Raw genomic sequence first — 23,779 nt, forward strand, 5'->3', positions numbered from 1 at the left:
TTTACAAAGTCTGTTCAATGTTCTCGAGGATGTAGCATTCGATGACATCGTTCTCTTCGTATTCGTCAAAATCACCAAGTCGGATACCGCAATCGATCCCCTGCTTCACCTCCTCCACCTCGTCGGCAACGCGGCGAAGTGTCGACATCTTGCCATCGTAAACGGGAACGCCACCACGAAGCACACGGGCGTGGGCTGTGCGGGTGACTTTTCCGTCCTTGACGATACAACCCGCGGCACGACCGCGGCGCACTTTGAACACCTGCTTGACTTCTGCGTGACCAATGATGGTCTCGCGTGTCAGCGGATCGAGGAGTCCGAGCATGGATTCGGTAACGGTATCGATCAGTTCGTAAACGATGGAGAATAATTTGATCTGCACCCCCTCGCGTTTCGCTGCACGCACCGCATTGCTTTCAACCTTGGTGTTAAAGCCGAGTACGACGGCATCGGACGAGCTTGCCATCAGGATATCGTTTTCCGTGATGGAGCCGGCGGCCGACTTGATGAAGCGTGGCTCCACCTTGTCGCTCTTGATATCATTGATCGCGTTTTCAATCGCCTGGACCGATCCCTGGACATCCCCCTTGAGAATGAGATTGAGCTGGATCTTGTTATCCCCCTGAACCATGGAGAGCAGGTCCTCCATACGGCTCTTCTTGGGACGGACGAGACGCTTGTTGCGTCTCTCTTCAAGCCGCTCTTCAGATAGTTTTTTGGCAGCACGCTCGTTTTTCATCTGCACAAGCTCGTCCCCGACATGGGGCAGCTCTGCAAAACCGATGATTTCAACCGGAGTAGCGGGACCGGCTTGCTTTACCTGTTCGCCAAGATCGTTGAGCATGGTCTTTACCTTGCCTGCATATGGGCCACAGATAAAGGGCACACCTACTTTGAGCGTGCCCGCCTGGACCATGACGGTGGCGGTGGGTCCTTTGCCAGGCTGGATGCTGGCCTCGATGACAGATCCACGTGCATTCGCACGCGGGTTGGCCTTGAGTTCCAGGACTTCAGCTTGAAGCGCCATCAGCTCGATGAGCTCCTCCATTCCCTGTCCTGTGATGGCAGATACCTCCACACACTCAACATCACCCCCAAAATCAACCGGCTGAAGACCGTGTTCCATAAGCTGGGTCTTGACACGTGTAGGATCAGCCCCTTTCGTATCACATTTATTGATGGCTACGATGATGGTCTTCTTGGCCTTCTGGGCGTGCTGGATGGCTTCCTTGGTTTGTGGCATGATACCATCGTCAGCGGCAACAACCAGAACAACGATATCAGTGACATCAGCGCCTCGGGCACGCATTTCCGTGAAAATCGAGTGACCGGGAGTGTCGATGAAACTGATCGGGTGCCCGTTGTGTTCCACACGGTATGCTCCAATGTGCTGGGTGATTCCACCGGCTTCACCCGAGGTGACGCGGCTTTTGCGCACATAGTCGAGCAAGGATGTTTTGCCGTGGTCAACGTGCCCCATGAAGGTGATGATCGGCGCGCGGTACTCGAGGGTTTCCTGGTCCTCTTCCTCCAGCTTCTTCGCCTTGGGCTCCTTGATCTTTTTCTTCTCCTTGTGAACGCCGCCCCCTTTCTCGCGCTTCTCACGCTCAAAGGTAAAGCCGTGCATTTTACAGAGCTTTTCCGCGATGTCCGGTTCAATCGCCTGGTGAGGTGCTACAAACACCTCGAGTTTAATCAGGTCGGCCATCAGTTGAAATGGCTTCAGCGCCATCAATTCCGCCAGGTCACTCACGATGATCGGCGGCTTGATCGTAATCACGTTACCGTCCTTCAATAACTTACCCGCATCAGCGGAGTCCCCAGCCTTGTCTTCCGGAGTGGGCATCGACAAGGAACCGGCGGATACCTTGTTCAGTGAAAACTCATCGTCCTTTTTATCAAGAAGCTTGGAAATGGTTGGCATCTCCTTTTTCAACCCGGCTTTCTTATGGACAACGGAAGTCTTTTTCTTGCCATCCCCGTCTTCAAAAATATCCAGCGCTGCTTTCTTCTGATCGTCTACAGTCTGCACCTTGGTGGCTTCGATGCGTTGTCGCTCACGACGCGACAACTTCTGTGCGGAGTCATCGAGAAGATCGAGGACTTCCTTGTCTTTTTGGGGTTTATCGCTGGAGTCTGCCATGCTGGATGTTAAGTGGTATTAGGAAATTTAAGGAGTTGAAAATGGAATATGTGGAAATAAATGTGTGCTGACAAGTCGATCAGACTTCGCTGCCTTCAGAGGTTGCCTCGGATACCGTGGCATCGTCACCCGATATTTCAGAAACAGCTTCTGCTGAACCGGCTTCCTCGGCAGGTGCCGCCACCTTGTCCAGAATGGCCAAAGCTTCCTCCTGCGATATCTCGAGTGCCTGCGCAATGTATTCGGCCGGCATCTGCGACACGAGTTCAGCGGTTGCACCACCGGCACGGAACAACTTGTCCGCCATCTCGTCGTCAAGGCCAAGCTGCCCACCCAGTGAGTGCGCGGCATCGGTGACGCGCTCTTCAAACTGCTCGTGCTGCGTCTCGTCCTTACTGACTTGTACATCCCACCCCATCAGCTTGGCCGTGAGACGGGCATTCTGGCCACGACGGCCAATCGCCTTGCTCAGCTCCTCTTCATCGACGGTGACCGAAACGATCTTGTTTTCTTTATCCAGACTGATGGTGCGGATATTAGCGGGCTTAAGGGCATCCACCACAAAAGTGGCTGGGTCGTCACTCCAACGGATGATATCGACTTTCTCGTTGTTAAGTTCGCGCACGATGTTTTTGACCCGGGCACCACGGAGACCGACGCAGGCGCCGACCGGATCCACTTTGTCATCGTTGCTGGAGACCGCCACCTTGGTGCGATACCCGGCCTCGCGGGCAATGCCGCGTAGCTCCACGGTATTATCGGCGATTTCGGCTACTTCGGATTCAAATAATCGACGGACAAAATTCGGGTGGCTACGCGACAGGATGATCTCGGGTCCACGCGACTCGTTTTCAACCGCCACGACGTAGACGCGGATACGGTCGCCAATGTTGTAGTCTTCTGTCACTACCCGCTCACGCGACGGGATACGACCTTCAAATTTGCCAAGGTCGATCATGACATCGCTTTTCTCAAAGCGGCGCACCGTTCCGCTGACAATGTCACCGGCGCGGTCCTTGAACTCGTCATAGATCATTTCTTTTTCCGCCATACGCAGACGCTGCATCATGGTTTGTTTCGCCGTCTGGGTGGCGATACGACCGAAGTTCTGTGGTGTGACATTGAAATCCAGACTATCCTCCAGCTCGGCGTCCGGCTTGCTCTTACGGGCCAGTGAAATCGGCACTTCATTGAATTTGTCCACATAATCATCGTCTGCCACAACCGTCAGCGATGCGTGTATCGTGGTATCACCCTTGCGAGTATCGACCTCGGCACGGAGGGTCTCGATAGCGTCAGCACCGGGAACCATTTTCCGGTAGGCTGAAATAAAGGCAAACTCGAGCGCAGCAAGGACCTTCTCACGGTCGATGCCTTTTTCTTTCTCGTAGTAGTCAATGAGAGCGACGATGTCGTTGGTCATGGCTTTTCTTGAGTGATTAAGTGGTTAAGAGTGATAAAGTGTGGATGTGGAGAGATTTTTGATACCCCGAGACACAAAAGAGTGGGTCCTATGACCCACCCCCGAGTTATTCGCAGAGCTGATGCGCAGTCCCCATAGGGCTGAATCGCTTGCCTGACAAGCACAAACTCTCTCTTTCTTGTTTATTCGGGGAACGGGAAAGCCTGTCGACGACAATCCCCCTGCCAGCCGCCGGATGTGGCAATTTCACCCGAAAATCCACCGGTCTGGAAAAATTGTGTCAAAAAGGTTAAATTAAATCTTGCGAAATAGCCGCGGATCAGTATTTTGCGCCCGCCCAGCAGCCCGTCAGGGAAGCAAAGCAAAAAATCCAACCTAACGCGCAGATAGCTCAGTTGGTAGAGCAGTTGGCTTTTAACCAATTGGTCCTGGGTTCGAGTCCCAGTCTGCGTACCATTTTCATAACCCGCTGAAGACTAGTGCTTTAGCGGGTTTTTTGTTAGCACACTTGGGTGCAGTTGATGCCAAGCAGAGAGCTGAGTTTTTCTATCTTTGCCGCAACATGCCCCACGCCGATCGCGCAGTGGTGTGCCGGACCAACTTCATTCCAGCGATTGATAAACTCCTTGACCGGAAGAGGAAATTTGTAGCGACTGTTCGTGTTGCCTATTTGTAGTATCGGGCCGGTGACGGATTCACCTTCGGCCACCAGAAGCGACACCTCTCCGTTACGGCTCTGCACCACCGAGAGCAAGGTCACCGGGCCATTCTGCACGGTCATCTGGATCGACAAGCCCTTGCCTGGCTTACCGTGGTAGAGGGGTAAGGGAACGAGGCCCACTTTACCGTCTGCAATTGTAAAGTGAGCTGGGCCGTCATGTCCGAAATACACCACATCATCGATAAAGTCAGCCAGGTAATACTCGGAAAACGAGCCGCCGGCACCAAGCAGATCCATGATTTTCATCGCCTGCACGTTTTTGATTTCACACTCACCCGCCACCGGGATGTTCCGTCCGGTGAGCAGCGTGTTTCCCGCTATCACGGAAGTCACGATGTTTTCATAATCACTGCCCGGCTGGCCTTCATAGTAGTAAGCCATCGAACCCAGCTGGTGATTCGCAACCAAGGCATCGAGCGCGACTGAAGTCCGCGCCGCGCGCTCAAGCTCGGTGCGCTCACACTCGGCAGACACCTCGAACGTCTGGTTAAATTCGTGCACCTTGGACACGATTTGCTCGTCCGTGACAGCTTCGCGAAGCGCATGGAGCTCACACATTTCCAGAATTTCAAAGTGATTGCCAAATACGGCTGATTGCTGTGTCATGTCGCTATAAACATCCAGCATGCCACCGTAGTAATGCCCGAGCACCCCGACCCGGTTTGCACGCATCCCTGCAACGACTTTGGCGGCCTCCACCCAATCCTGGATTTCTTGCCACGCGGCCTCATCCTGCAAGTAGCCTGTGACAACATGAAAATCAATGCCCGCCCGGTTAAACACACAGGCCAGCTCCGGCATCGAACAAGCCTGGCAATGCTCAAGCCATAGGCCGGTCATCGCCCCCCGGTCACCCACCGCGTTGAATTTTTGATAATCAAGCTGTGCCACCGGCTGCATGTTGAGCAGGACCACCGGCACTTTGGCTTTCTGCACGACAGGTAATACCGTTGACGACAGTGCATAGGTGGAAACAAACAGGAAGATCATCTCCACATCCTCTTGTTTGAACCGAAGCCCTGCTTCGGGAGCCTTCCCCGGGTTGTCAATCAAGCCGATATCGATGACTTCAGATCCACATAACTCCAATCGCTCCTTGATCGTGGCCTGATACCCGAGCAAACGCTCCTTCAAGCCATCAAACTGCTCCCAATACGTATCGAGCCCGATACCAAACAACCCTAATTTCATTGATTTGTTCATCTGTCGTTTTTCCAGTTGGTTTTCTAACAATTCACCATAAAAGCAGTGCTCATCCAGCGACCCTCCATGAGTGCCTTGGCTTGCCGACAGGTGTTTGGGAAACGGGCTGCCGCAAGCCTTCCAGGCCACGCATCATATGACTCTGCAGAATGACTGCATCTCCATGTTCTCACGAGGTGGATTGTCGCTGCCATTGTCATGATAATAAGCGACATCCATCGTTGTTTCAATGGACATACTGATCTATGATTTGCACGAATTGATTACAAAATGGACACTTTGCAACCCTACTCCCACTATCTACCGGTCGAACCGGACGCCATAGCTTGGGGGCTACATGTCTTGAATTCAGGTTTCTCTGAAATCGGGGCAAACATGCCCTACCCGCCACGCCAACACCCTGGTAAGTATGACTTGTCGTGGAGCAACGGGCGCGTTCTCGATGAATACCAGCTGGTCTATATCACCCGCGGACGGGGAATTTTCGAATCCTCGGAAACCCGAAAAATGCGGATATCAGCAGGACAGGTGTTTCTCCTGTTTCCCGGGGTTTGGCATCGATACCACCCCACAAAAAAAGACGGTTGGGACGAAAGCTGGATCGGTTTTCATGGAGACATTGCAGAACGGCTCATGGATGGGTTCTTCTCCCCTAACAAGGCCGTGGTCCCAATTGGCTACGATCAGGAATTACTCCAACTGATTCGCTCCGTGGCCGGTCTCATGCGACGGTCAATGCCGGGATACCAGCAAATCATCGCAGCCCGCACCATGGAAGCTCTCGCTCGCGTTCGCTCACACTCGATCAACCATCACGCAGGCGGACGTGAAATCTCACAAAAGGTTCACGAGGCCCGCCAGTATCTACTGAAACACAGCGCCGAAACAATTGACATGGAGGGACTGGCAAAAACCCTGGGCTTGAGTTACTCACGTTTTCGAGCCGTGTTCAAGGAGCACACTGGCAAAGCTCCCAACCAATACCAGATCGACATCCGTATGAATAAGGCACGGGAGCTGTTACGCCACACCAAGCTGCCGGTCAGTGGGATCGCAGAACATACCGGCATCTCCTGTGTCTACTACTTCTCCCGCTTGTTTAAAAATCGAGAGGGCTGTTCACCCAGTGCCTATCGTGAACGGTATAACCGGCTCACCCAAACAAAGACCTGAGGCCTTGCAGCTTACCTGGGAGTGCTTACTTGGGCGCATCGGCGCGGAGGATCCATTTTGATTTTTCCAGCCCATCCAGAGGAAGGTTGAAGGTCATCTTGAAGGTGTTTGTTTTCACATGGTAGTCGGTCTGCCAGAAGTCGTTGCCGTGGACCGACTGGTCGAGTTTGACCTCTTTCCCATCGACGACCTGATAGAGAGCATAGCCCTTGGCCTGCTTGAGTCCTTCGAAGCGGATGGGGACCATTCCCAGACCTCCCTCGATATCCACGGTCACCTCATCCTGACCGGCCTGAATGATGACCGGGTAATTATTTAGCAAGGTGCCGCCACCGACCGCAATTTTCAGGTTATTCCCGACGGCCTCGCGATAGGTTGTTTGCCATGATGAGGGGTTCTCCATGACATGTTTTCTGAAGGTTTCGTTCGGGCCATAGTAGTCGTCGGCGACGCGGGGCAAGGTGATCCACTCCACATCAAACTCGATCGTGTCACCGGGTTTGAAACCGGTCACCCCCTCGGGAGCGGTCATCAGGAAATCGATGTTAGGCCTGCCCTCACCTGCCGACTGGTAGGCTGGAAACTCTACCGTTGGGTTGGTGTATACTTTCCCACCGATGTTCGCTTTGTAGGCCCGGATGACCATGGCCCGGTAGCCTGTGCCCCAGTCCTTGCCCCGGTCAGAGTATGCGCCGGGGAAAGAAACCCACCATGGCCCCGAGCCTGTTAGGGTGGTCTTCGGGATGAATGTTGTCTCTTTTTTGAGACCGTTGGGAACCTGGTGTTCCTTGATCAGGCCTGCGCTGTTTCCGTAGGCAATCCTTGGTGTCACGTAGCCGCCGGTGCGGCCCATTTTAAACAGCCAGCCCCCAGCCTTGACCGGTTTATCAAAAACATACTTGATGGTGGTAAACGTCCGGGCGTGGTCATCGGTTCGCAACGTCCTCACCGTCGAGGTAAAACCAATCTCACGCCCGGCTCCGTAAAAACCATCGTATTTTACTTCCGTCAAACAAGGACCATGTGACAGGTAGGCCGTTTTCACGCCGTTGAACAAATACTTCTCTCCCATGGTGTCATTGAGCCCCAACCAGTCGCCTCCCCAGCCGGCATCGGTCCAGCTCCATTGTTTACCTTGGACTCCATTACGGGCCATCAGCATTCTAACATCGGTGACGGCGACATCCACGCAACTCATATCCATGTCCATGCAGTAGGTTTCCCCCCATGAACCAATGGCGAGCTGGTCCCAGCGACCATTGCCACCGTATCCCACCAGCGACAACTGGGCGTGGCTGGCAGAGGGAACCTTGCCGTAGAAACCGTAGACAATCCTCAGCTTGTATTTCTTCTGCCCCTTGATGGTGGGAAGCAAGGCATAGGCTCGCAGATAGGCCCCCGTTTTCTGGTAATGCCAGTTCTTGCTCAACTGGACAGGGACACCGGTCGGCTCGCCATGTTCATCACAGAGAACCGGGCAAAGACCCGTGATACTCGCCGGATGAAACATCTCTAGCAGAAATGGAATGGTTTTTTCGTGTTGCGAATCGATGGTGATGTCAATGTCATCGTAATTCCGGTTCTCGTTGTATCCGCCTTGCCAGTCTCGCTTGGGTCGGCTCACCCGGGCCACATAGCAGTTGAACTGCTTGTCGTAGACAACCGGTGGCAACTCGTTGAGTTTCATATCGACTGTTAGCCGGGTATCTTTTTCAAATTGGCTCACCAGATTGCAGTTCACGGTCACTTTTTTGTGATTACCAACACCCCACTTTTCCGGGACAAGCTGCGCGGCATACCAGTCATGATGTGGCCCCTTGAACCGGATACTCATCCTGGTATTTTCCCACACCGGATGATTCACGGGTTCTCCCGATTCACAATTATCTTCGAAGGCAAGGCCATTGCGATTTTTGAGTTCCGCAGGTTTTCTGCTGTGTTGAATGAGTTCATTCCGATCCAATGCGCGGCTCCATACGCGTATTTGATCGATGATCACGGGAGTCATGCCGCCATGACCATCCGCCCGTTGGCCGAGACTCAACGGCCCGTTGCCAAGGATGCGTTGTTTGCCGATTTCCATCGACTCCTTGAGATTCCCATCCATGTATAAGGACAGGGTTTTGCCATCATACGTCATCGCCAGGTGATGCCACTTATCAGCAATCAAGCTGTGATGATCTGACTTCACGGTGTAAATGTTCCGGCGCCCTCGACCGCCGATATTCATGGTCGCCCTGACCTGCCCGCCAACGACGAGCAAGCCATAATTGCCCTCCGTGATCTCGTTTTGATTTTTACACAAGATCCAGCCACGGCCTTTCTGGAAAAAGACCTCGGGAACCTTGATCCAGCTTTCCAGGGTGAACTGCCCGTGCTCAAGCCCGGGTTGGTGGGCAATGCGATGAGGGGTCTCGACCAGACAGATCCCCTGGCCGTTGACACCAAGCTCGGGGCCGGTTTTATAGGTCACAGCAGGCGCAACCTCCGCTGTCAAACTCAATGAGTTCGGCCAGGCCACCACGTTGAGCCGGGAATCCGTTACCAGCGTTTCTCCGTCGTCGGCTTGAAACTCCAACCCTTGGATCTCATAATTCTGAACATAGCGGGCCGACTCCCATAAACGGGTGCCTTGAAAACGGCTCCCCTCCAGTCGCTCCTTGGCCGCGCGACAGCTCACAGCGCGGAAGACCTTGCCATCTTTCTCCAACTCGATGTTCAGCCCGGCGTTTTCGAGTTTGCTCATGCGACTGCCATCGGCTGCCAAGGCACCGGTGTAATCCAGTTCGTCATTGATCTGGCCAAACTTCGCCTGGTCGAGCCGGGCCATGTCCATCGCCAGACCGAAGTAGCCGGTTTCCAGGCACAGAATATCTTTCGATGTATCGGACTTGTGTTTGCGGTATCCATTTAACCAATATCCGAATGAGTAATCCCGATGGTTGAGAGGCAAGGCTTTGTTGTGCTCATGGACAAGCTCACTGGGTTCACCGGAACCGGGTGCTGAGGCGGCATGCACCATAGGCAAAAATGCTCCCGGGAAAAAGCCACTGCCCAGCCCGCAAGCGATGCTGAGGAGACACATCCTGAAGTTGATTGATTTCATACGTTGGCGCTGCCGGCAAGCTAACACAGCATACCCCGTTACGACATCCTTTGTTTTGGGGGCCTTGCATCATTCTCGCCACTTTTTTCAAAAGGTAATCTCACACGATCTTAACGAAGGTTTTACAAAACTCCTGCCCGACTGACACAGACACTTAACGGAAATGTCGCACACTGTGGTATCGCTTGGAAAAAGTTAGAGTTTCCAACATCAACCCCACACCCCACAGAACCATGACACGATCCAAACAAATCATCACCCGCATAGGCGTTGTGATAGAAATGATGGCTATGGCCGGGACTTCGGTGGTCGTTGCCCAAGAACCAGACGATGGCAACCATGAAGCACGCCACGGACACGGCCCGGGAATACCCAGACTACGTCCACAACCCGAACCACGCACTGATCAAAAAACAGCCAAGCCGGCGCAACCGCCTGCCGACCGTCCATCCGTGCAAGTCGAGTTCCCCAACGAATTCCGCAACATCGATGGAACGAACAACAATCTGGAAAATACCTACTGGGGTTCCGCGGAGCAAACTTACTTGCGTAGACTCCCTGCCCGCTATGCGGATGACGCAGATTCCCCCGCCGGTTCCGAGCGCCCCAATGCCAGGGCGGTCAGTAATGCGGTGGCCATGCAGACAGGCAGTGTGGAAAACCGCCGGGGAGCAAGCGATTTCCTCTGGCAGTGGGGGCAGTTCCTGGATCACGACATCAACGAAACACCAGGCATCGATCCCGTGGAGTCATTCAACATCGAAATCCCCGCTGGCGATCCGTGGTTTGATCCCCAGGGAACTGGAGAAGCCATCATTCCGCTAAACCGGTCCCTCTACGAACACGTCAAGGACGTGCGCCAGCAGATCAATGCCATCACAGCCTATATCGATGCGTCCAACGTCTACGGCTCGGATGACACCCGGGCCTTTGCGCTGCGCAGGCTCGATGGTAGCGGCAAGCTGAAGACAAGCGACACCGACCAGGGAGAACTGCTCCCCTACAATACGACGGGCATGGATAATGCGCCGACAAGCAGTGCCGACTACTTCCTGGCAGGTGACGTCCGCGCCAACGAACAAACCGGCCTCACCGCGATGCACACATTGTTTGTCAGGGAGCACAACCACCACGCCGATGAGTATAAAAAACTCAATCCAAGCTCGAGTGACGAGGAAACCTACCAGTATGCCCGGATGATTGTAGTCGCTGAGATGCAGGCGATCACGTACCGTGAATTCCTCCCCATCCTCATAGGCCGTGACGCGATCCGCCCGTACGACGGCTACAAACCACAGGTCAACGCAGGTATTTCAAACGTCTTCGCCTGCGCTGCCTATCGCTTTGGGCATAGTTTGATTCCATCGACCTTGCTCCGCCTTGATGAAAATGGTGCAGAAGTGGCAGCCGGGAATTTGTCGCTTGCTGATGCCTTTTTCAATCCGGGGCATATAGAAAACGAAGGAATCGATTCGATAATACGCGGACTGGCCGGGCAACGTTGCCAGGAACTCGACTCCCAAATAGTCGATGACCTGCGCAATTTCCTTTTCGGTCCTCCCGGAGCGGGTGGGCTCGATCTGGCCGCGCTTAACATCCAGCGTGGTCGCGACCATGGCCTGCCCAGCTACAATGAAACCCGCAAGGCGCTCGGACTCAGACCAGCCCGCGACTTCATGGAAATCACCCGTGACCCGGTGACCGCCCGGCGGCTCGCCGAGGCCTATGGCAACGTCAATGAGATCGACCTCTGGGTCGGCGCACTCTGCGAGCCTCATCTGCCCGGTACCATGGTCGGTGAAATGCTCCACCACCTGTTGCGCGACCAGTTCATGCGCCTACGTGACGGCGACCGGTTCTGGTACCAGGGGTATTTACCGGAGGTAATGAGACGTATGGTCGAGCAGCAGACCCTGGCCACCATCATTAGGAGGAACACAGACATTGGTGACGAACTACCCGACAACGTCTTCCTCGCCGCTGATGCCCCCGCTGAACCACCTGCTCCACCCAGGCCCGGCGAACGGCCACCGAGGCGCGGAAGGTAGCACCAGACCGTAAAGATTCTTCATAACAGGAAAAACCGCCCCATCCCAGGCCTGCGTGCCGGGGGTGGGGCTTTGCCTTACAGCTTCATTTCCTGTCACATAACCGCGTCATGGTTCTTGACTCGCTGCGCTGTGGCTACTAGCTTGCCGCCCCTTCGCGGCCACAATTCCGCCAACTCACGCTTTTTAATACTACCATTGACACCATGAACATCACTGTCGACAAACTACCCGAGTGCACCGCAACCCTGCGTGCTGAAATCCCTGCCGATAAGGTCCAGAGCGAGCGCAAGAACATCGTTAAAGCCTACGGTTCACAAGCCAAGATCCCGGGTTTCCGCCCAGGAAAGACCCCTGTTTCGGTCATCGAGAAGCGTTTTGCCGCCGACATCAAGGAGGAGCTTGAGCAGCGCCTCATCAGCGCCGCCTGCGGGGAAGCGATGAAAAAAGACGAAGACCTCCGCGTACTCAACTTCAAGGCACCTGAAACAATGACCCACGCAGACGACGGCTCGTTCAGCTTTGTCATGCCGCTGATCCTCGCACCCACCTTCGAGCTCCCCGAATACAAGGAAATCACCGTCAAGATCCCCTCCGCAGAGGCCACGGACGAGGAAGTCCAAAAAGAACTCGACGGCGTGGTTGAGCGATATGCCGATTTTATCGATATCGACGACCGCCCGCTGCAAGCGGATGATATCGCCATCATCGACTTTACCTCAACCCTCGACGGCAAGCCGCTTGAGGAAGCCCTTGGCAAACCGGCCGGTATCCTCGGTGGTAAGGAAGACTACTGGGTGCAGATCAAAGAGGACGCATTCCTCCCCGGCTTCGGCAAACAACTCGAAGGCGCCGCCACCGGCGACAAGCGTGAAGTCACCTGCACGGTCGCTGACGACTTCCCCGTCATCGACCTGCGCGGCAGGGACCTCGTGTTCGATGTTACCGTCAAGGGAATCAAGGAGCAGCAACTCCCAGAGCTTGACGATGCCTTTGTCGCCGAAACCCTCCAGTTTGGCGAAGGTAAAACCGTGGCCGACCTCAAGGAACTGATCGCTGAGCAGATCACCCAACAAAAAAACCGGCAAATCGACGAGGACAAGGTGAATCAGATCGTCGAGAACCTGCTCGGCAAGGTCGACTTCGAACTCCCTGAGGAATTGGTCACCGCTGAAGCCCAAGGCAGTGCCGATGACATGGTCGCCCGGGGTGCCCAGGCCGGCCTCAGCGACGAGGAAATCGCCTCCCAGCAGGCGGAGATCATTGCTACCGCCCAAATCCAGGCACGCAACAACCTGAAAACCAACTTTATCCTCCAGGAAATCGCCCATGCTGAAAAGATCGCGGTCACCGACAACGAAGTCGCCCAGCGTATCGCCAGTATCGCCCGCCAACAGAAAAAGGCACCCAAGGCCGTGATGAAGGAAATGCAGCGCTCCGGCCGTATCTCCAGCCTGAGAAACTCCATTCTCATCGGCAAGGCGATTGACTTCCTGGTAGACAACGCGAAAGTGGAGGAAATTGAAGCGGAAGTCACCGAGGCCTAGAGAAACCCGGATCATTCAACATTCACTACTCACTATTTAACAATGGATTCCACACCCAAGAACAACTACTACATCCCCACCGTCATCGAGTCCGATGGCCGTGGTGAACGCGCCTTTGACATCTACTCCCGCCTTCTCAAGGACCGTATCATTTTTATCGGCTGCGGCATCGACGACGGTGTGGCCAACTCGGTGATTGCCCAGATGCTTTTCCTCCAGATGCAGGACCCCAAGAAGGACATCCACATCTACATCAACTCCCCCGGCGGGTCCGTCACCGCAGGTCTCGCGATTTATGACACCATGCAGTTTCTCACCTGTGACGTAAACACCTACTGCATCGGTATCGCCGCCTCCATGGGAGCCGTGCTGCTCACTGCGGGAACCGAGGGCAAACGTTTCTGCCTGCCTAACTCCCACGTGATGATCCACCAGGTTTCCGGTGGTGCCCAGGGCACCGCCGCTGACGTCGAGCGCACCATCGGGTTTATGTTTGAACTGAAAAAGCGCCTCAACTCGATCCTTGCCAAGCACACTGGAAAAACCGAGAAGCAGATTGAAAAGGATGCCGACCGCGACAACTACATGTCAGCCGAGGACTCCGCCGCCTATGGCCTGGTCGACAAAGTCCTCCAAAGCCGCAAGGAGTTACCGGAAAACGGTGCCGGCAATAACGGCGATGACGCAAAAAAATAGGACATTTCCAGCATTATAGGCTATTGTCAGGGCGTTCGGGTGACGTTATTATTACCCACGCCCTTTTATTTTTCACTCTTGTATTCACTCCTTCACTTCCACATTCCTTCATTTACCCAATGGCCCGCACTTCCAACCTCACCATGTGTTCCTTCTGTGGCAAAAGCCACTCGGAGGTCAAGAAACTCATCGCCGGCCCGGCTGTCTATATTTGCAACGAATGCATCGAGGTCTGCTCCTCCATCATGGAGAAAGAACTCGGCCACGGCAAACCAACAGTCGCCGAAACCCATATCTCCAAGGGGGATGTCCCCACCCCTGCCCAGCTTTCCGAGCGACTCGATGAGTTTGTCATCGGTCAGGAGCGCGCCAAGAAGGTTCTCTCGGTCGCGGTTTACAACCACTACATGCGTTTGCGCCAGGATCACATCAACCCCTCACCGGAGTTTACCGATGTCGATATTGAAAAATCTAACATCCTGATGCTCGGACCCACAGGCTCAGGCAAGACCTTGCTGGCCCGCACCCTGGCCAACGTGCTCGATGTCCCGTTTACCATCGTGGATGCCACCACCCTGACGGAAGCCGGTTACGTGGGTGACGATGTTGAAAACATCATCCTCCGCTTGCTGCAGGCAGCCGACTTCGATGTCGAACGCGCCGAGCGCGGCATCATCTACGTCGATGAAATCGATAAAATCGGTCGCACCACCCAGAATGTCTCCATCACCCGCGACGTTTCCGGTGAGGGTGTCCAGCAGGCGCTGCTCAAGATCCTTGAAGGCACCGTCTGCAACGTCCCGCCCCAGGGAGGCCGCAAACACCCGCAGCAGGAATACATCCAGGTCAACACCGAGCGTATCCTGTTTGTCTGCGGGGGAGCCTTCGTCGGCATCGGCGATATCATCAGTCGACGCCTCGGCAAACACGTTCTCGGTTTCCACGAAGGTGAGGAAAGCGAGAAGGATAAAAACCTGGCGGCTGAAGACCTCTTTCAGAAAGCAGAGCCGGAGGACCTGCTGCACTTCGGGTTGATCCCCGAGTTCATTGGCCGACTTCCCATCATTTCATCCCTCCGTGAGTTAACCACGGATGAGCTGATCGAAGTCCTGACCCAGCCGAAAAACGCCTTGATCAAGCAGTATTCGAAGCTGCTTGCCATGAATGGCGTCAAACTCAAGGTGACCAAGGACGGCCTCGCCGCACTCGCCGAGGAGGCGGTTCTCCGGGGCACCGGCGCCCGCGCGCTACGCTCGATTTTCGAGAAAATCATGCTTGATGTCATGTATGAAGTGCCGGGCCGGGATGATGTCGAATCCGTCTCAATCACCCGCGCGGTGGTTGAAGGCAAAAAACCACCCATTCTGCGCAAAAAACGGGCTGACGCAGCATAACGCCCAGCCTTGGGCCCATACTCTATAAAAAACCGCACCTCCATGGAGGCGCGGATTTTTTGTAGAAAGAAGTTGGCCGATCACCAGGTGACAGCCTACTTGCAGACTACTTGATCAATCCCTCCTTGTGCTTCTTCAGCACCAGCGGGCTACTGGCCACCGTCTTTATGACTTTGCCATCAAGCACGACATCCGCGACAATGCCGATGATGTGGTCAATCCTGCGATATCCTGGCTCCACACCGGGGGGCAGGCTTTCGCCGTCACACATGATCGCGTCCTTGTTCTCCTGACGACCGCCAGGATAGTCATATTGACATCATCCGCCACCGCCGCCGCTGGGTACCGGGGGAGCCACACCTTTTTTGGACTCACGGATCAGCACCACCTCAGAGGTGGCACGGGTCTCGTTGTATTTGCCAAAAAGTTTCGGGTAAATCAATGAGCCCTTGAGCACTTGGGGGGTGTGGCTGGGGCCCGTTGCGCTGCTGCTGCCGACACAATAATAGAGGCTGTAACGGATCTCGAGGTCTTCGATCACTTTGTCTGAACGGTTGTACACCTGGATTTCGTAGCTGGTGGGGGTCGACCTTGTCCTAACCAGACCAGACTTGGTCCGGGTCGTCTCCCCCTTGACTTCCTTGAATGAAACACTGACGGACCGACTGACAGCCAGCTCGTCCGCGCTATCGATCACGTATTTTTGATCCTCTTCAGAGAGTAACGACAGGTCGAAGCTCTTAACGATGCCGTTTTTCAAGGTTACAGTCGCCGTTTTCCTCGCTGCATTGTAATCCGTCAGCGTCGCGGTAAACGACTTACTCTCATCTGAACTCTTAAACTCCCTCTCCTCAAGCGCCGCAGCCGGGAGGGAAAAAGAAAGCATGGCCACGAGTGAAAGCCATTTCATGTGTTTGGTGTTTTTCATAGACAGGTATCCAATAAGCCCATTTGCCTCACAAGTCAATGAGTTAGACTACGTAATGGTTTACTCCGTTTAACAGATAACGCATCACAAGGCAAAGAGCTAATTTTCAATGGGTTGTAATTTGATCCAGACAAGGCAAGCGGGCAACAGCAAGCCGCCTGCCCGACTAGCGGTTCCACCAGGAACGAGACCGCATCAAGGTGCGATATGCAGGGCGATCATCTTTGAGCCATCATATCCCCCGCAGCCCCACTTTCCTGATATTTCAGCGGTATTTGCGAACATCCTCCTTGCATGCTGCTCTGCAAAGTTTATGTAACCACCCATCATGAGCTCTACCAGTGACAGCAACCATCTCGACCAACTCAAGCAATATACCACCGTCGTCGCCGATACAGGTGATTTTGCCTCCATGGAGGAATACAAACCCCAGGACGCCACCACCAACCCATCCCTGATCCTGCAGGCCGCTTCCAAACCCGAATACAAACCCCTGGTCGACCAGGCCATCAGCGAGCATGCCCATTCTGACCTTAGCGGCGAGGCTCTCATCGAAAGTATCATCGACCGCATCCTGATCCTGTTTGGTGTCGAAATCCTCAAAATCGTGCCCGGCCGCGTATCGACGGAAGTCGACGCGCGCCTGTCGTTCGACACTGCCGGCACGGTGGCCAAGGCACGCCATCTCATCGATCTCTATGAAAAAGAAGGCATCAGCCGCGACCGCATCCTGATCAAGATCGCCTCCACATGGGAAGGCATCCGTGCCGCCGAGGAGCTGGAAAAGGACGGCATCCACTGTAACCTGACACTCTTGTTCGCCTTTGCCCAGGCCGTCGCGTGCGCCGAGGCGGGCGTGCAGCTGATCTCCCCCTTCGTCGGCCGTATTTACGACTGGTACAAAAAAGAAACGGGTATCGACTACCAAGGTGCCGAGGACCCCGGGGTGCTCTCAGTCCAGCAAATCTACAACTACTACAAAAAATTCGGCTACAAAACCGAAGTCATGGGTGCCTCCTTCCGCAACACCGGCCAGATCACCCACCTCACCGGCTGCGATCTGCTGACCATCAGCCCGGGACTGCTCGAGGAGCTCAAGAACACAGCAGGTGAGCTCGATTGCAAGCTCTCGCCTGAACGCGCTGCGCAATCAGACCTTGAAAAAATCTCCCTGGATGAAAAAGGCTTCCGTTTCATGTTCAATGAAGACGCCATGGCCACTGAAAAAACAGCCCAGGGCATCCGTAGTTTTTCAGCTGATATCGTGAAGTTAGAGAAACTCATTGCATCCATGATCTGAAAACAGGATAAATTCAACCCCTAAAGTCGTTTTTTGACACGCCAATCACAATAAAACAGGCCGTTTTCCACAAAAACGGCCTGTTTTCGTTTTACAAATATTCATTTTCATACTATTTCACCCCCGAAACACCAATTTTCGCATGAGCACACAGCAAATCGACGGAGCACAAGCTCTCATCAAGACACTCGACGACCTCGGCGTCGAATACATCTTCGGATACTCCGGAGGCGCGGCCATCCCCATTTTTGATGCCCTGATAACGGTCAAGAACAACATCAAGTTTGTCCTCGCCCGTCACGAGCAAGGCTGCTGCCACATGGCCGACGGCTACGCGCGTGCCACAGGTAAACCCGCCGTGGTACTTGTGACCTCCGGCCCTGGCGCTGGCAATACCATTACCGGGATCATGACCGCGCAGATGGACTCGGTGCCCATGATCATCCTCTCCGGCCAGCAAGTCACCTGGATGCTGGGCAAGGACGCTTTCCAAGAGGCCGACATCTTCGGTATCACCATGCCGGTGGTGAAACACAACTACCTGGTCAAGGATACCAATGACATCCCGCGTATCACCCGTGAAGCGTATCACATTGCCACCACCGGACGTCCCGGGCCGGTCCTGATTGACCTGCCCAAAGACATCAGCTCAGCTGATTTCACCGGTGACCTGGACCCTGAACTCGACCTGCCGGGATATAAACCCAATACAGCGTTCAAGCTGGACTCCAATAAAATTGATGAAGCTCTCCAACTGATCCACAAAGCCCAGAAGCCACTGATTTTAGCAGGACACGGAGCGATGATATCCGGTGCCGCCGCCGAACTCAGGGAACTGGCGGAAACCCTGCGGTGCCCGGTGACCAGCACTTTGTTAGGCAAGGGGATTTTCCCCGAGGAACACGAGTTGTCCCTGGGCATGCTGGGGATGCACGGCACCGCCTATGCAAACAAAGCGGTGTGCGGCTGCGATCTGATTATCAACATCGGTTCCCGCTTCGACGACCGCATTATCGGCCAGGCCGACAAATTCTGTAAGGACGCCAAGATCATCCACATCGATATCGACCCTGCGGAGATGAACAAGATGATCTGCCCGGATGTCGAGATCGTAGGTGATGCCAAGACGGCTCTGATCGAGATCAACAAGCGTATCTCGGGACTCGACACCGACCCCTGGCTCGAAGAGATCAATGGGTGGAAAAAGAAATACCCCCTCTCCTACCGCAAGCAGGGAGGCCTCAGGATGCAGCAGGTCATCGATGAACTCTATCAGATTGCAGGCGGTGATGCCATCGTCTCCACCGATGTGGGCCAGCACCAGATGTGGGCCGCCCAGTTTTACAAGACCAATGCCTCCTGGAAATGGATTTCCTCGGGAGGTGCCGGCACGATGGGCTTCGGTTTCCCGGCCGCGATCGGCGCAGCCTTCGCCTGCCCCGACCAGACCATCATCTCCATCTCCGGTGATGGAGGTTTCCAGATGACCTTGTTCGAGCTCGCCACCGTAGCCCTGCACAAGCTGCCGGTGAAAATCGTCATCCTCAACAACCACTACCTCGGTATGGTCCGCCAATGGCAGGAGCTGTTTTTTGACGACCGCAAATCGGGGGTCGACCTCGAAGGCAACCCGGACTTCTGCAAGCTCGCGGCTGCCTATGGTATCCCGTCATTCAACATCAAACGGCCTGCCGATGTCAAACGACAGCTGGAGAAGGCCTTCGCCATCAAGGACGGCCCGGTGCTGATCCACGCCGAGTGTGTCAAGACCGACAACGTTTTCCCGATGATCCCGGCTGGCGCAGCCTTGGAGGACATGCTCACCGAGCCACCCAAGGGACAGTTAGCCAAACCCACGGGGTCGACCTAGGCGCCGGTCAAACTCCGGGTCTCACATTCCAATTACCTATTTTCCAGCACAACCATGAAAACAATCACTACCACCGACAGCTCTCCCAGCATAGACGCTGATACCACACCTGTGCACACCCTCTCGGTTTTCGTAAACAACAAAGCAGGCGTCCTGATGCGCATCTGCCAGGTCTTCGCGCGACGCGGCTACAACATCGATTCCCTGGTCGTCTCCCAGGGGCGCGACCGGCATTTCTCCCGCATGACCATCGGTATCAGCGGCGATCCCGCCGGCCTTGAGCAAATCATTCTACAGGTAAGCAAACTCATCGATGTCATCCACTGCGTGGAACACACCAGCTCGGACTCTGTGAACAAGGAGCTGTTGCTGGTGAAATTCCTGGCCGACAAAAAGGATCGCACCGAGGCTCTGCAAATCATCGATCACTACGGCGGCAAAACCGTCGACCTAACACCTACGTCAATGATCGCCATGCTCAACGGCGACACCTCCAAGATCGACGCCGCCCTGACCATGTTCTCCCAGTTCGAGGTCATTGAGACCGTCCGCACCGGCAAGGTCGTCATGGCCCGCGGTGAGAAAGTCACCTAGGGAGTGGGGACACTCTTGTCCCCATCTTTTTCTTGGGCTGATGGCGACAAGAGTGTCGCCCCTCCCTATTGGTTCCTACGCGGCATCGATGTCGTAGCGGAGGTTCTTGATGATGAACTCCTGCCGGTCCGGGGTGTTTTTACCCATGTAGAAGGCGAGCATCTCCTTGATGCCCTTGCCTTCCTCCATACGGACGGGGTCAAGTCGCATATCGGGGCCGATCATAAAGGTGAACTCATCAGGTGAAATCTCGCCAAGCCCCTTGAAGCGGGTGATCTCGGCGGCCTTGCCCAGTTTGCTCATGGCTTTCACACGTTCATCCTCGTCGTAGCAATAAATGGTTTCTTTTTTATTCCTAACACGAAACAGGGGTGTCTGGAGAATGTAGAGGTGACCTTCCCTGACAAGCTCGGGGAAGAATTGCAGGAAGAAGGTCAGCAGCAGCAGCCGGATATGCATTCCATCGACATCCGCATCGGTGGCGATGACCACCTTGTTGTAGCGGAGTGTCTCCAGGCTCTCTTCAATATCGAGCGCGTGCTGAAGCAAATTGAATTCCTCGTTTTCGTAGACGACATTACGTTTCAGTCCAAAGGAGTTCAGTGGTTTGCCGCGCAACGAAAACACGGCCTGGGTTTCGACATCGCGGCTCTTGGTGATGGAGCCACTCGCCGAATCGCCCTCGGTGATGAACACCGTCGACTCCTTGGCCCGCTTGTGGTTGCTGGCGAGATGGGCGCGGCAGTCGCGCAGTTTTTTGTTATGCACCTTCGCCTTGCGGGCCCGTTCGCGGGCGATTTTCTTCACCCCCGAGAGTTCCTTGCGCTCGCGCTCGGAGGACAGGATACGTTTTTGTAAGGCTTCGGCTTCCTGCGGGTGTTTGTGCAGGTAGTTATCGAGGTGCTCCTTGAGGAAATTGGTGATAAACGTTTTGATCGTCTCGCCGTGCGGGGAAACGGTCATGCTGCCCAGCTTGGTCTTGGTCTGGCTCTCGAAGACAGGCTCCTCGATCCTAACAAGAACCGCAGCCTCCAACCCGTTGCGAATATCAGAAGGGTTATACTGTTTCTTGTAAAAGCCACGGATGACATCAACAATCGCACCCCGGAAAGCAGCCAAATGGGTGCCTCCCTGGGTTGTGTGCTGGCCGTTGACAAAGGCGTAGTATTCCTCGCTGCCCTCGGCACAATGCGTAAAGGCGATCTCGATATCATTCCCACGAAGATGGATCGGCCCATACAAGGCCTCCCCCTCCATCTCCTCCTTCAACAGATCTAACAACCCGTCCTTGGATTTGAATTTCTTACCGTTAAAAACAATCGCCAAACCTGGGTTCAGGTAGGAGTAGTAGCGGCACATTTTTGCAACATACCTGTCTTTATAAGAGGTTTTTGTCGGGAAAATAGTGCGGTCGACATCGAAGGCGAGGCGTGTGCCATTGGCTCCCGGGTCCTTGCGGGGCTTTTTCATCTCCTCGACCACCTCGCCCTTGCTGAACTCAATCGCCTTGGTCTCGCCGTCGCGCCACGCCTGGATTTCAAAGAACTCGGACAGAGCATTCACGGCCTTGATCCCGACCCCATTCAGACCAACCGATTTCTTGAACGCCTCGCTATCGTACTTGGCACCGGTGTTGATCTTCGCGGCACAATCCATCAATTTTCCTAACGGAATACCACGACCAAAATCGCGTACTTCCACCCGGCTATCCTCATCGATATCCACGCGCACCTCGGTGCCATAACCCATGACGAACTCATCGACCGAGTTGTCCATCGCCTCCTTGAGTAAAATATAAATACCGTCGTCGGCGCTGGTGCCATTGCCAAGTTTGCCGATGTACATGCCTGGGCGCATGCGGATGTGTTCTTTCCAATCGAGGGATTTGATATCTGCTTCGGTATATTCTGCTGCCATGGTAGATGAGGAAAATTTGAGGAAAAAAGGGGGGAGTCAAAGAATAGGGAAACCCGATGACTTAGTTAAGATGTCTTAATCGCCCACAGATTGCAACCGTGATTTTCAAGAAGCCGGAGCAATTTCTTCTTGGTCGGCGAAGATCACCCTGATAGCATCTATCCTGATAAGATATAACGGATAGTTGGAGACTTGGCACAGCCCTACACCTCCGTGTTCAGCCAATCCCCCTTGAGGTGCAGCCAGACAAAGATCGTCGCCTGAACCAGCACATCCACCAGCATGACTTGCCAGATACCCAGTAAGCCGATGTCGAGCCAATGGATGGCACACCAAAGCCCGCCCACACGGATCAGCCACATCGAGGCAAAGGAATAAACGGTGACCAACCGGGTTGCACCCGCCCCGCGCATTGACATCTTCATCACCATCATCGTGGCCGTCAGTGCCTGGAACAGGCCGACAAACCGGATCACCGGAGCAGCCATATCGGACTGGGCCGTGCCGGACATGCCGAACATCGATAGAAACTCGGTGTTGAAAAATGAAATCAAGAGACCCGCACTGCCCATCGACAACACAGCAACGATCCAGCAGAAGCGCACCGCCTTTTTCGCCATGGCCCTATCCCCCGCTCCCAAGTACTGCCCCGTCAAAGTACTCGCCGCCATCCCAATGGCAAAGCCCGGCATAAAGCTGACCGACTCCAGCCGGACCACCATCGCGTGAGCTCCGAGCGTGCCCGCTTTCAGCGACCCGATAAAATAGACACCAATCGCGTGGACCGACCACATACCGATGATTTCGATCATCGACGGCCAGCTTACCCGCCAGATTCGGCGCAGCATGGGGATGTCGTAGCGGAGATTCTGCAGGTGGAGGACAAGTTGCGACCCTTCGCTTGTCGCCTGCGTTCTGGTTTGCCCCTTGGGGCGCAAGAACCAGAGGATGAAGCCGGCTCCCGCCGCCCAGCCAATCACCGTCCCGGCGGCAAGTCCCGCCACGCCCCAGTCCAGCTGATAGACAAACCAGATACTCAGGCAGACGTTGACGACGTTGACGACCAGCATCGCGAAAAACGGTTTCATGGTATCGCCGTAGCCACGCAGGCAACTACTCGCCACAAAGAGAATCCCGCTGAAAGGAGCTAACAAGGCGGCCACCCGCATGTAATCCATCACATAGCCCGTCGCCATGTCACTGAGGTTGAAAAAACCGGCCATGTAGGGCACGGACACCCAGATCATCACGCCGCTGACAGCCCCCGAGGCGATCCCCAGGAGCAGCGACTGCCCCAAGGCCAGGTTCGCCGACTTCATATCCCGCGCTCCCGTGGACCGCGAGACCAGTGCCATCGCACCTGTCGCCATGGCTCCCTGGAGAATCATCAGCAGCCACATCAGATACATCGAAGCCCCCATCATATCCATGATCGCCTCCGCCGACTCTCCTTTTTCCATCCTGCCCGCGATCATCATATCCGCAAAACCCACCCCTACGCCCATCAGGTTCTGTAAAAACGGCCACAATGCCAACGCCATCACCTGCCGGGACAACGACATCCCTGCCAGCATACCACCGAGCTCCATCGGTTCGGCTGCTGCAAGCGGTGAATCAGGACTCTCTCCTTTGTTTTGATAATCGCTGCTCATGTTTCTCGGGTTGGCCATGTCGCGAATACAGTCACCAGCTGCCCTGGGCGCAACCAACTCTATA

At 54.7% G+C, this 23,779-nt stretch carries 16 protein-coding genes and 1 tRNA gene; 9 read left to right on the forward strand and 8 right to left on the reverse strand.

Features of this window, described 5'->3' with window-relative positions:
- Window position 1 precedes the first annotated feature (1 nt).
- A complete protein-coding gene (infB, locus tag H7A51_08615; GenBank protein ID MCP5536280.1) occupies window positions 2-2,143 on the reverse strand; it encodes a translation initiation factor IF-2 in 2,142 nt (713 codons plus the stop codon).
- A 79-nt stretch (window positions 2,144-2,222) separates the two neighbouring features.
- Entirely contained in the window at window positions 2,223-3,566 is a 1,344-nt protein-coding gene (nusA, locus tag H7A51_08620; protein ID MCP5536281.1) for a transcription termination/antitermination protein NusA, read from the reverse strand.
- A gap of 380 nt (window positions 3,567-3,946) precedes the next feature.
- Here nusA and H7A51_08625 point away from each other — a divergent pair.
- Window positions 3,947-4,022, forward strand: a tRNA-Lys gene (locus H7A51_08625).
- A gap of 43 nt (window positions 4,023-4,065) precedes the next feature.
- Here H7A51_08625 and H7A51_08630 read toward each other — a convergent pair.
- Window positions 4,066-5,490, reverse strand: a complete 1,425-nt coding sequence (locus H7A51_08630; GenBank protein ID MCP5536282.1) for an L-fucose/L-arabinose isomerase family protein — start codon at window positions 5,488-5,490, stop codon at window positions 4,066-4,068.
- 270 nt (window positions 5,491-5,760) lie between these two features.
- Here H7A51_08630 and H7A51_08635 point away from each other — a divergent pair, with 270 nt between their 5' ends.
- Complete coding sequence (locus H7A51_08635; protein ID MCP5536283.1) at window positions 5,761-6,663, forward strand: AraC family transcriptional regulator; 903 nt, start codon at window positions 5,761-5,763, stop codon at window positions 6,661-6,663.
- Window positions 6,664-6,688: 25 nt separating this feature from the next.
- On the opposite strand, the gene H7A51_08640 is transcribed toward H7A51_08635, so the two are convergent.
- Window positions 6,689-9,769, reverse strand: a complete 3,081-nt coding sequence (locus H7A51_08640; protein MCP5536284.1) for a LamG domain-containing protein — start codon at window positions 9,767-9,769, stop codon at window positions 6,689-6,691.
- Window positions 9,770-10,002: 233 nt separating this feature from the next.
- Here H7A51_08640 and H7A51_08645 point away from each other — a divergent pair, with 233 nt between their 5' ends.
- The 4 genes from H7A51_08645 (at window position 10,003) to clpX (ending at window position 15,454) form a co-directional block, all read left to right on the forward strand.
- The gene (locus tag H7A51_08645; GenBank protein ID MCP5536285.1) at window positions 10,003-11,817 is read left to right on the forward strand and encodes a hypothetical protein; all 1,815 of its coding nucleotides are present in this window, start codon (window positions 10,003-10,005) and stop codon (window positions 11,815-11,817) included.
- A 206-nt stretch (window positions 11,818-12,023) separates the two neighbouring features.
- Window positions 12,024-13,364 (forward strand): trigger factor, encoded by a 1,341-nt coding sequence (gene tig / locus H7A51_08650; GenBank protein ID MCP5536286.1) that lies wholly within the window; start codon window positions 12,024-12,026, stop codon window positions 13,362-13,364.
- 42 nt (window positions 13,365-13,406) lie between these two features.
- Window positions 13,407-14,060 (forward strand): ATP-dependent Clp protease proteolytic subunit, encoded by a 654-nt coding sequence (locus H7A51_08655; protein ID MCP5536287.1) that lies wholly within the window; start codon window positions 13,407-13,409, stop codon window positions 14,058-14,060.
- 119 nt (window positions 14,061-14,179) lie between these two features.
- The gene (clpX, locus tag H7A51_08660; protein MCP5536288.1) at window positions 14,180-15,454 is read left to right on the forward strand and encodes an ATP-dependent Clp protease ATP-binding subunit ClpX; all 1,275 of its coding nucleotides are present in this window, start codon (window positions 14,180-14,182) and stop codon (window positions 15,452-15,454) included.
- 106 nt (window positions 15,455-15,560) lie between these two features.
- Here the strand turns inward: clpX and H7A51_08665 are convergent, their stop codons facing one another.
- Window positions 15,561-15,725 (reverse strand): hypothetical protein, encoded by a 165-nt coding sequence (locus H7A51_08665; GenBank protein MCP5536289.1) that lies wholly within the window; start codon window positions 15,723-15,725, stop codon window positions 15,561-15,563.
- 48 nt (window positions 15,726-15,773) lie between these two features.
- Window positions 15,774-16,382 (reverse strand): hypothetical protein, encoded by a 609-nt coding sequence (locus H7A51_08670; GenBank protein MCP5536290.1) that lies wholly within the window; start codon window positions 16,380-16,382, stop codon window positions 15,774-15,776.
- A gap of 328 nt (window positions 16,383-16,710) precedes the next feature.
- On the opposite strand from H7A51_08670, the gene tal reads away from it, so the two are divergent.
- The 3 genes from tal to ilvN all read left to right on the forward strand — a co-directional run bounded on the left by tal (window position 16,711) and on the right by ilvN (window position 20,146).
- The gene (gene tal / locus H7A51_08675; protein ID MCP5536291.1) at window positions 16,711-17,682 is read left to right on the forward strand and encodes a transaldolase; all 972 of its coding nucleotides are present in this window, start codon (window positions 16,711-16,713) and stop codon (window positions 17,680-17,682) included.
- A 142-nt stretch (window positions 17,683-17,824) separates the two neighbouring features.
- The gene (gene ilvB / locus H7A51_08680; GenBank protein ID MCP5536292.1) at window positions 17,825-19,552 is read left to right on the forward strand and encodes a biosynthetic-type acetolactate synthase large subunit; all 1,728 of its coding nucleotides are present in this window, start codon (window positions 17,825-17,827) and stop codon (window positions 19,550-19,552) included.
- Window positions 19,553-19,606: 54 nt separating this feature from the next.
- A complete protein-coding gene (ilvN, locus tag H7A51_08685) occupies window positions 19,607-20,146 on the forward strand; it encodes an acetolactate synthase small subunit (protein ID MCP5536293.1) in 540 nt (179 codons plus the stop codon).
- 75 nt (window positions 20,147-20,221) lie between these two features.
- On the opposite strand, the gene H7A51_08690 is transcribed toward ilvN, so the two are convergent.
- On the reverse strand, window positions 20,222-22,063 hold the full coding sequence (locus H7A51_08690) for a type IIA DNA topoisomerase subunit B (protein MCP5536294.1): 1,842 nt from the start codon (window positions 22,061-22,063) through the stop codon (window positions 20,222-20,224).
- Between the two features lie 203 nt (window positions 22,064-22,266).
- Window positions 22,267-23,733 (reverse strand): MATE family efflux transporter, encoded by a 1,467-nt coding sequence (locus H7A51_08695; protein MCP5536295.1) that lies wholly within the window; start codon window positions 23,731-23,733, stop codon window positions 22,267-22,269.
- Window positions 23,734-23,779 lie beyond the last annotated feature (46 nt).

It is taken from the genome of Akkermansiaceae bacterium (genome assembly GCA_024233115.1).
GTDB lineage: Bacteria > Verrucomicrobiota > Verrucomicrobiia > Verrucomicrobiales > Akkermansiaceae > Oceaniferula.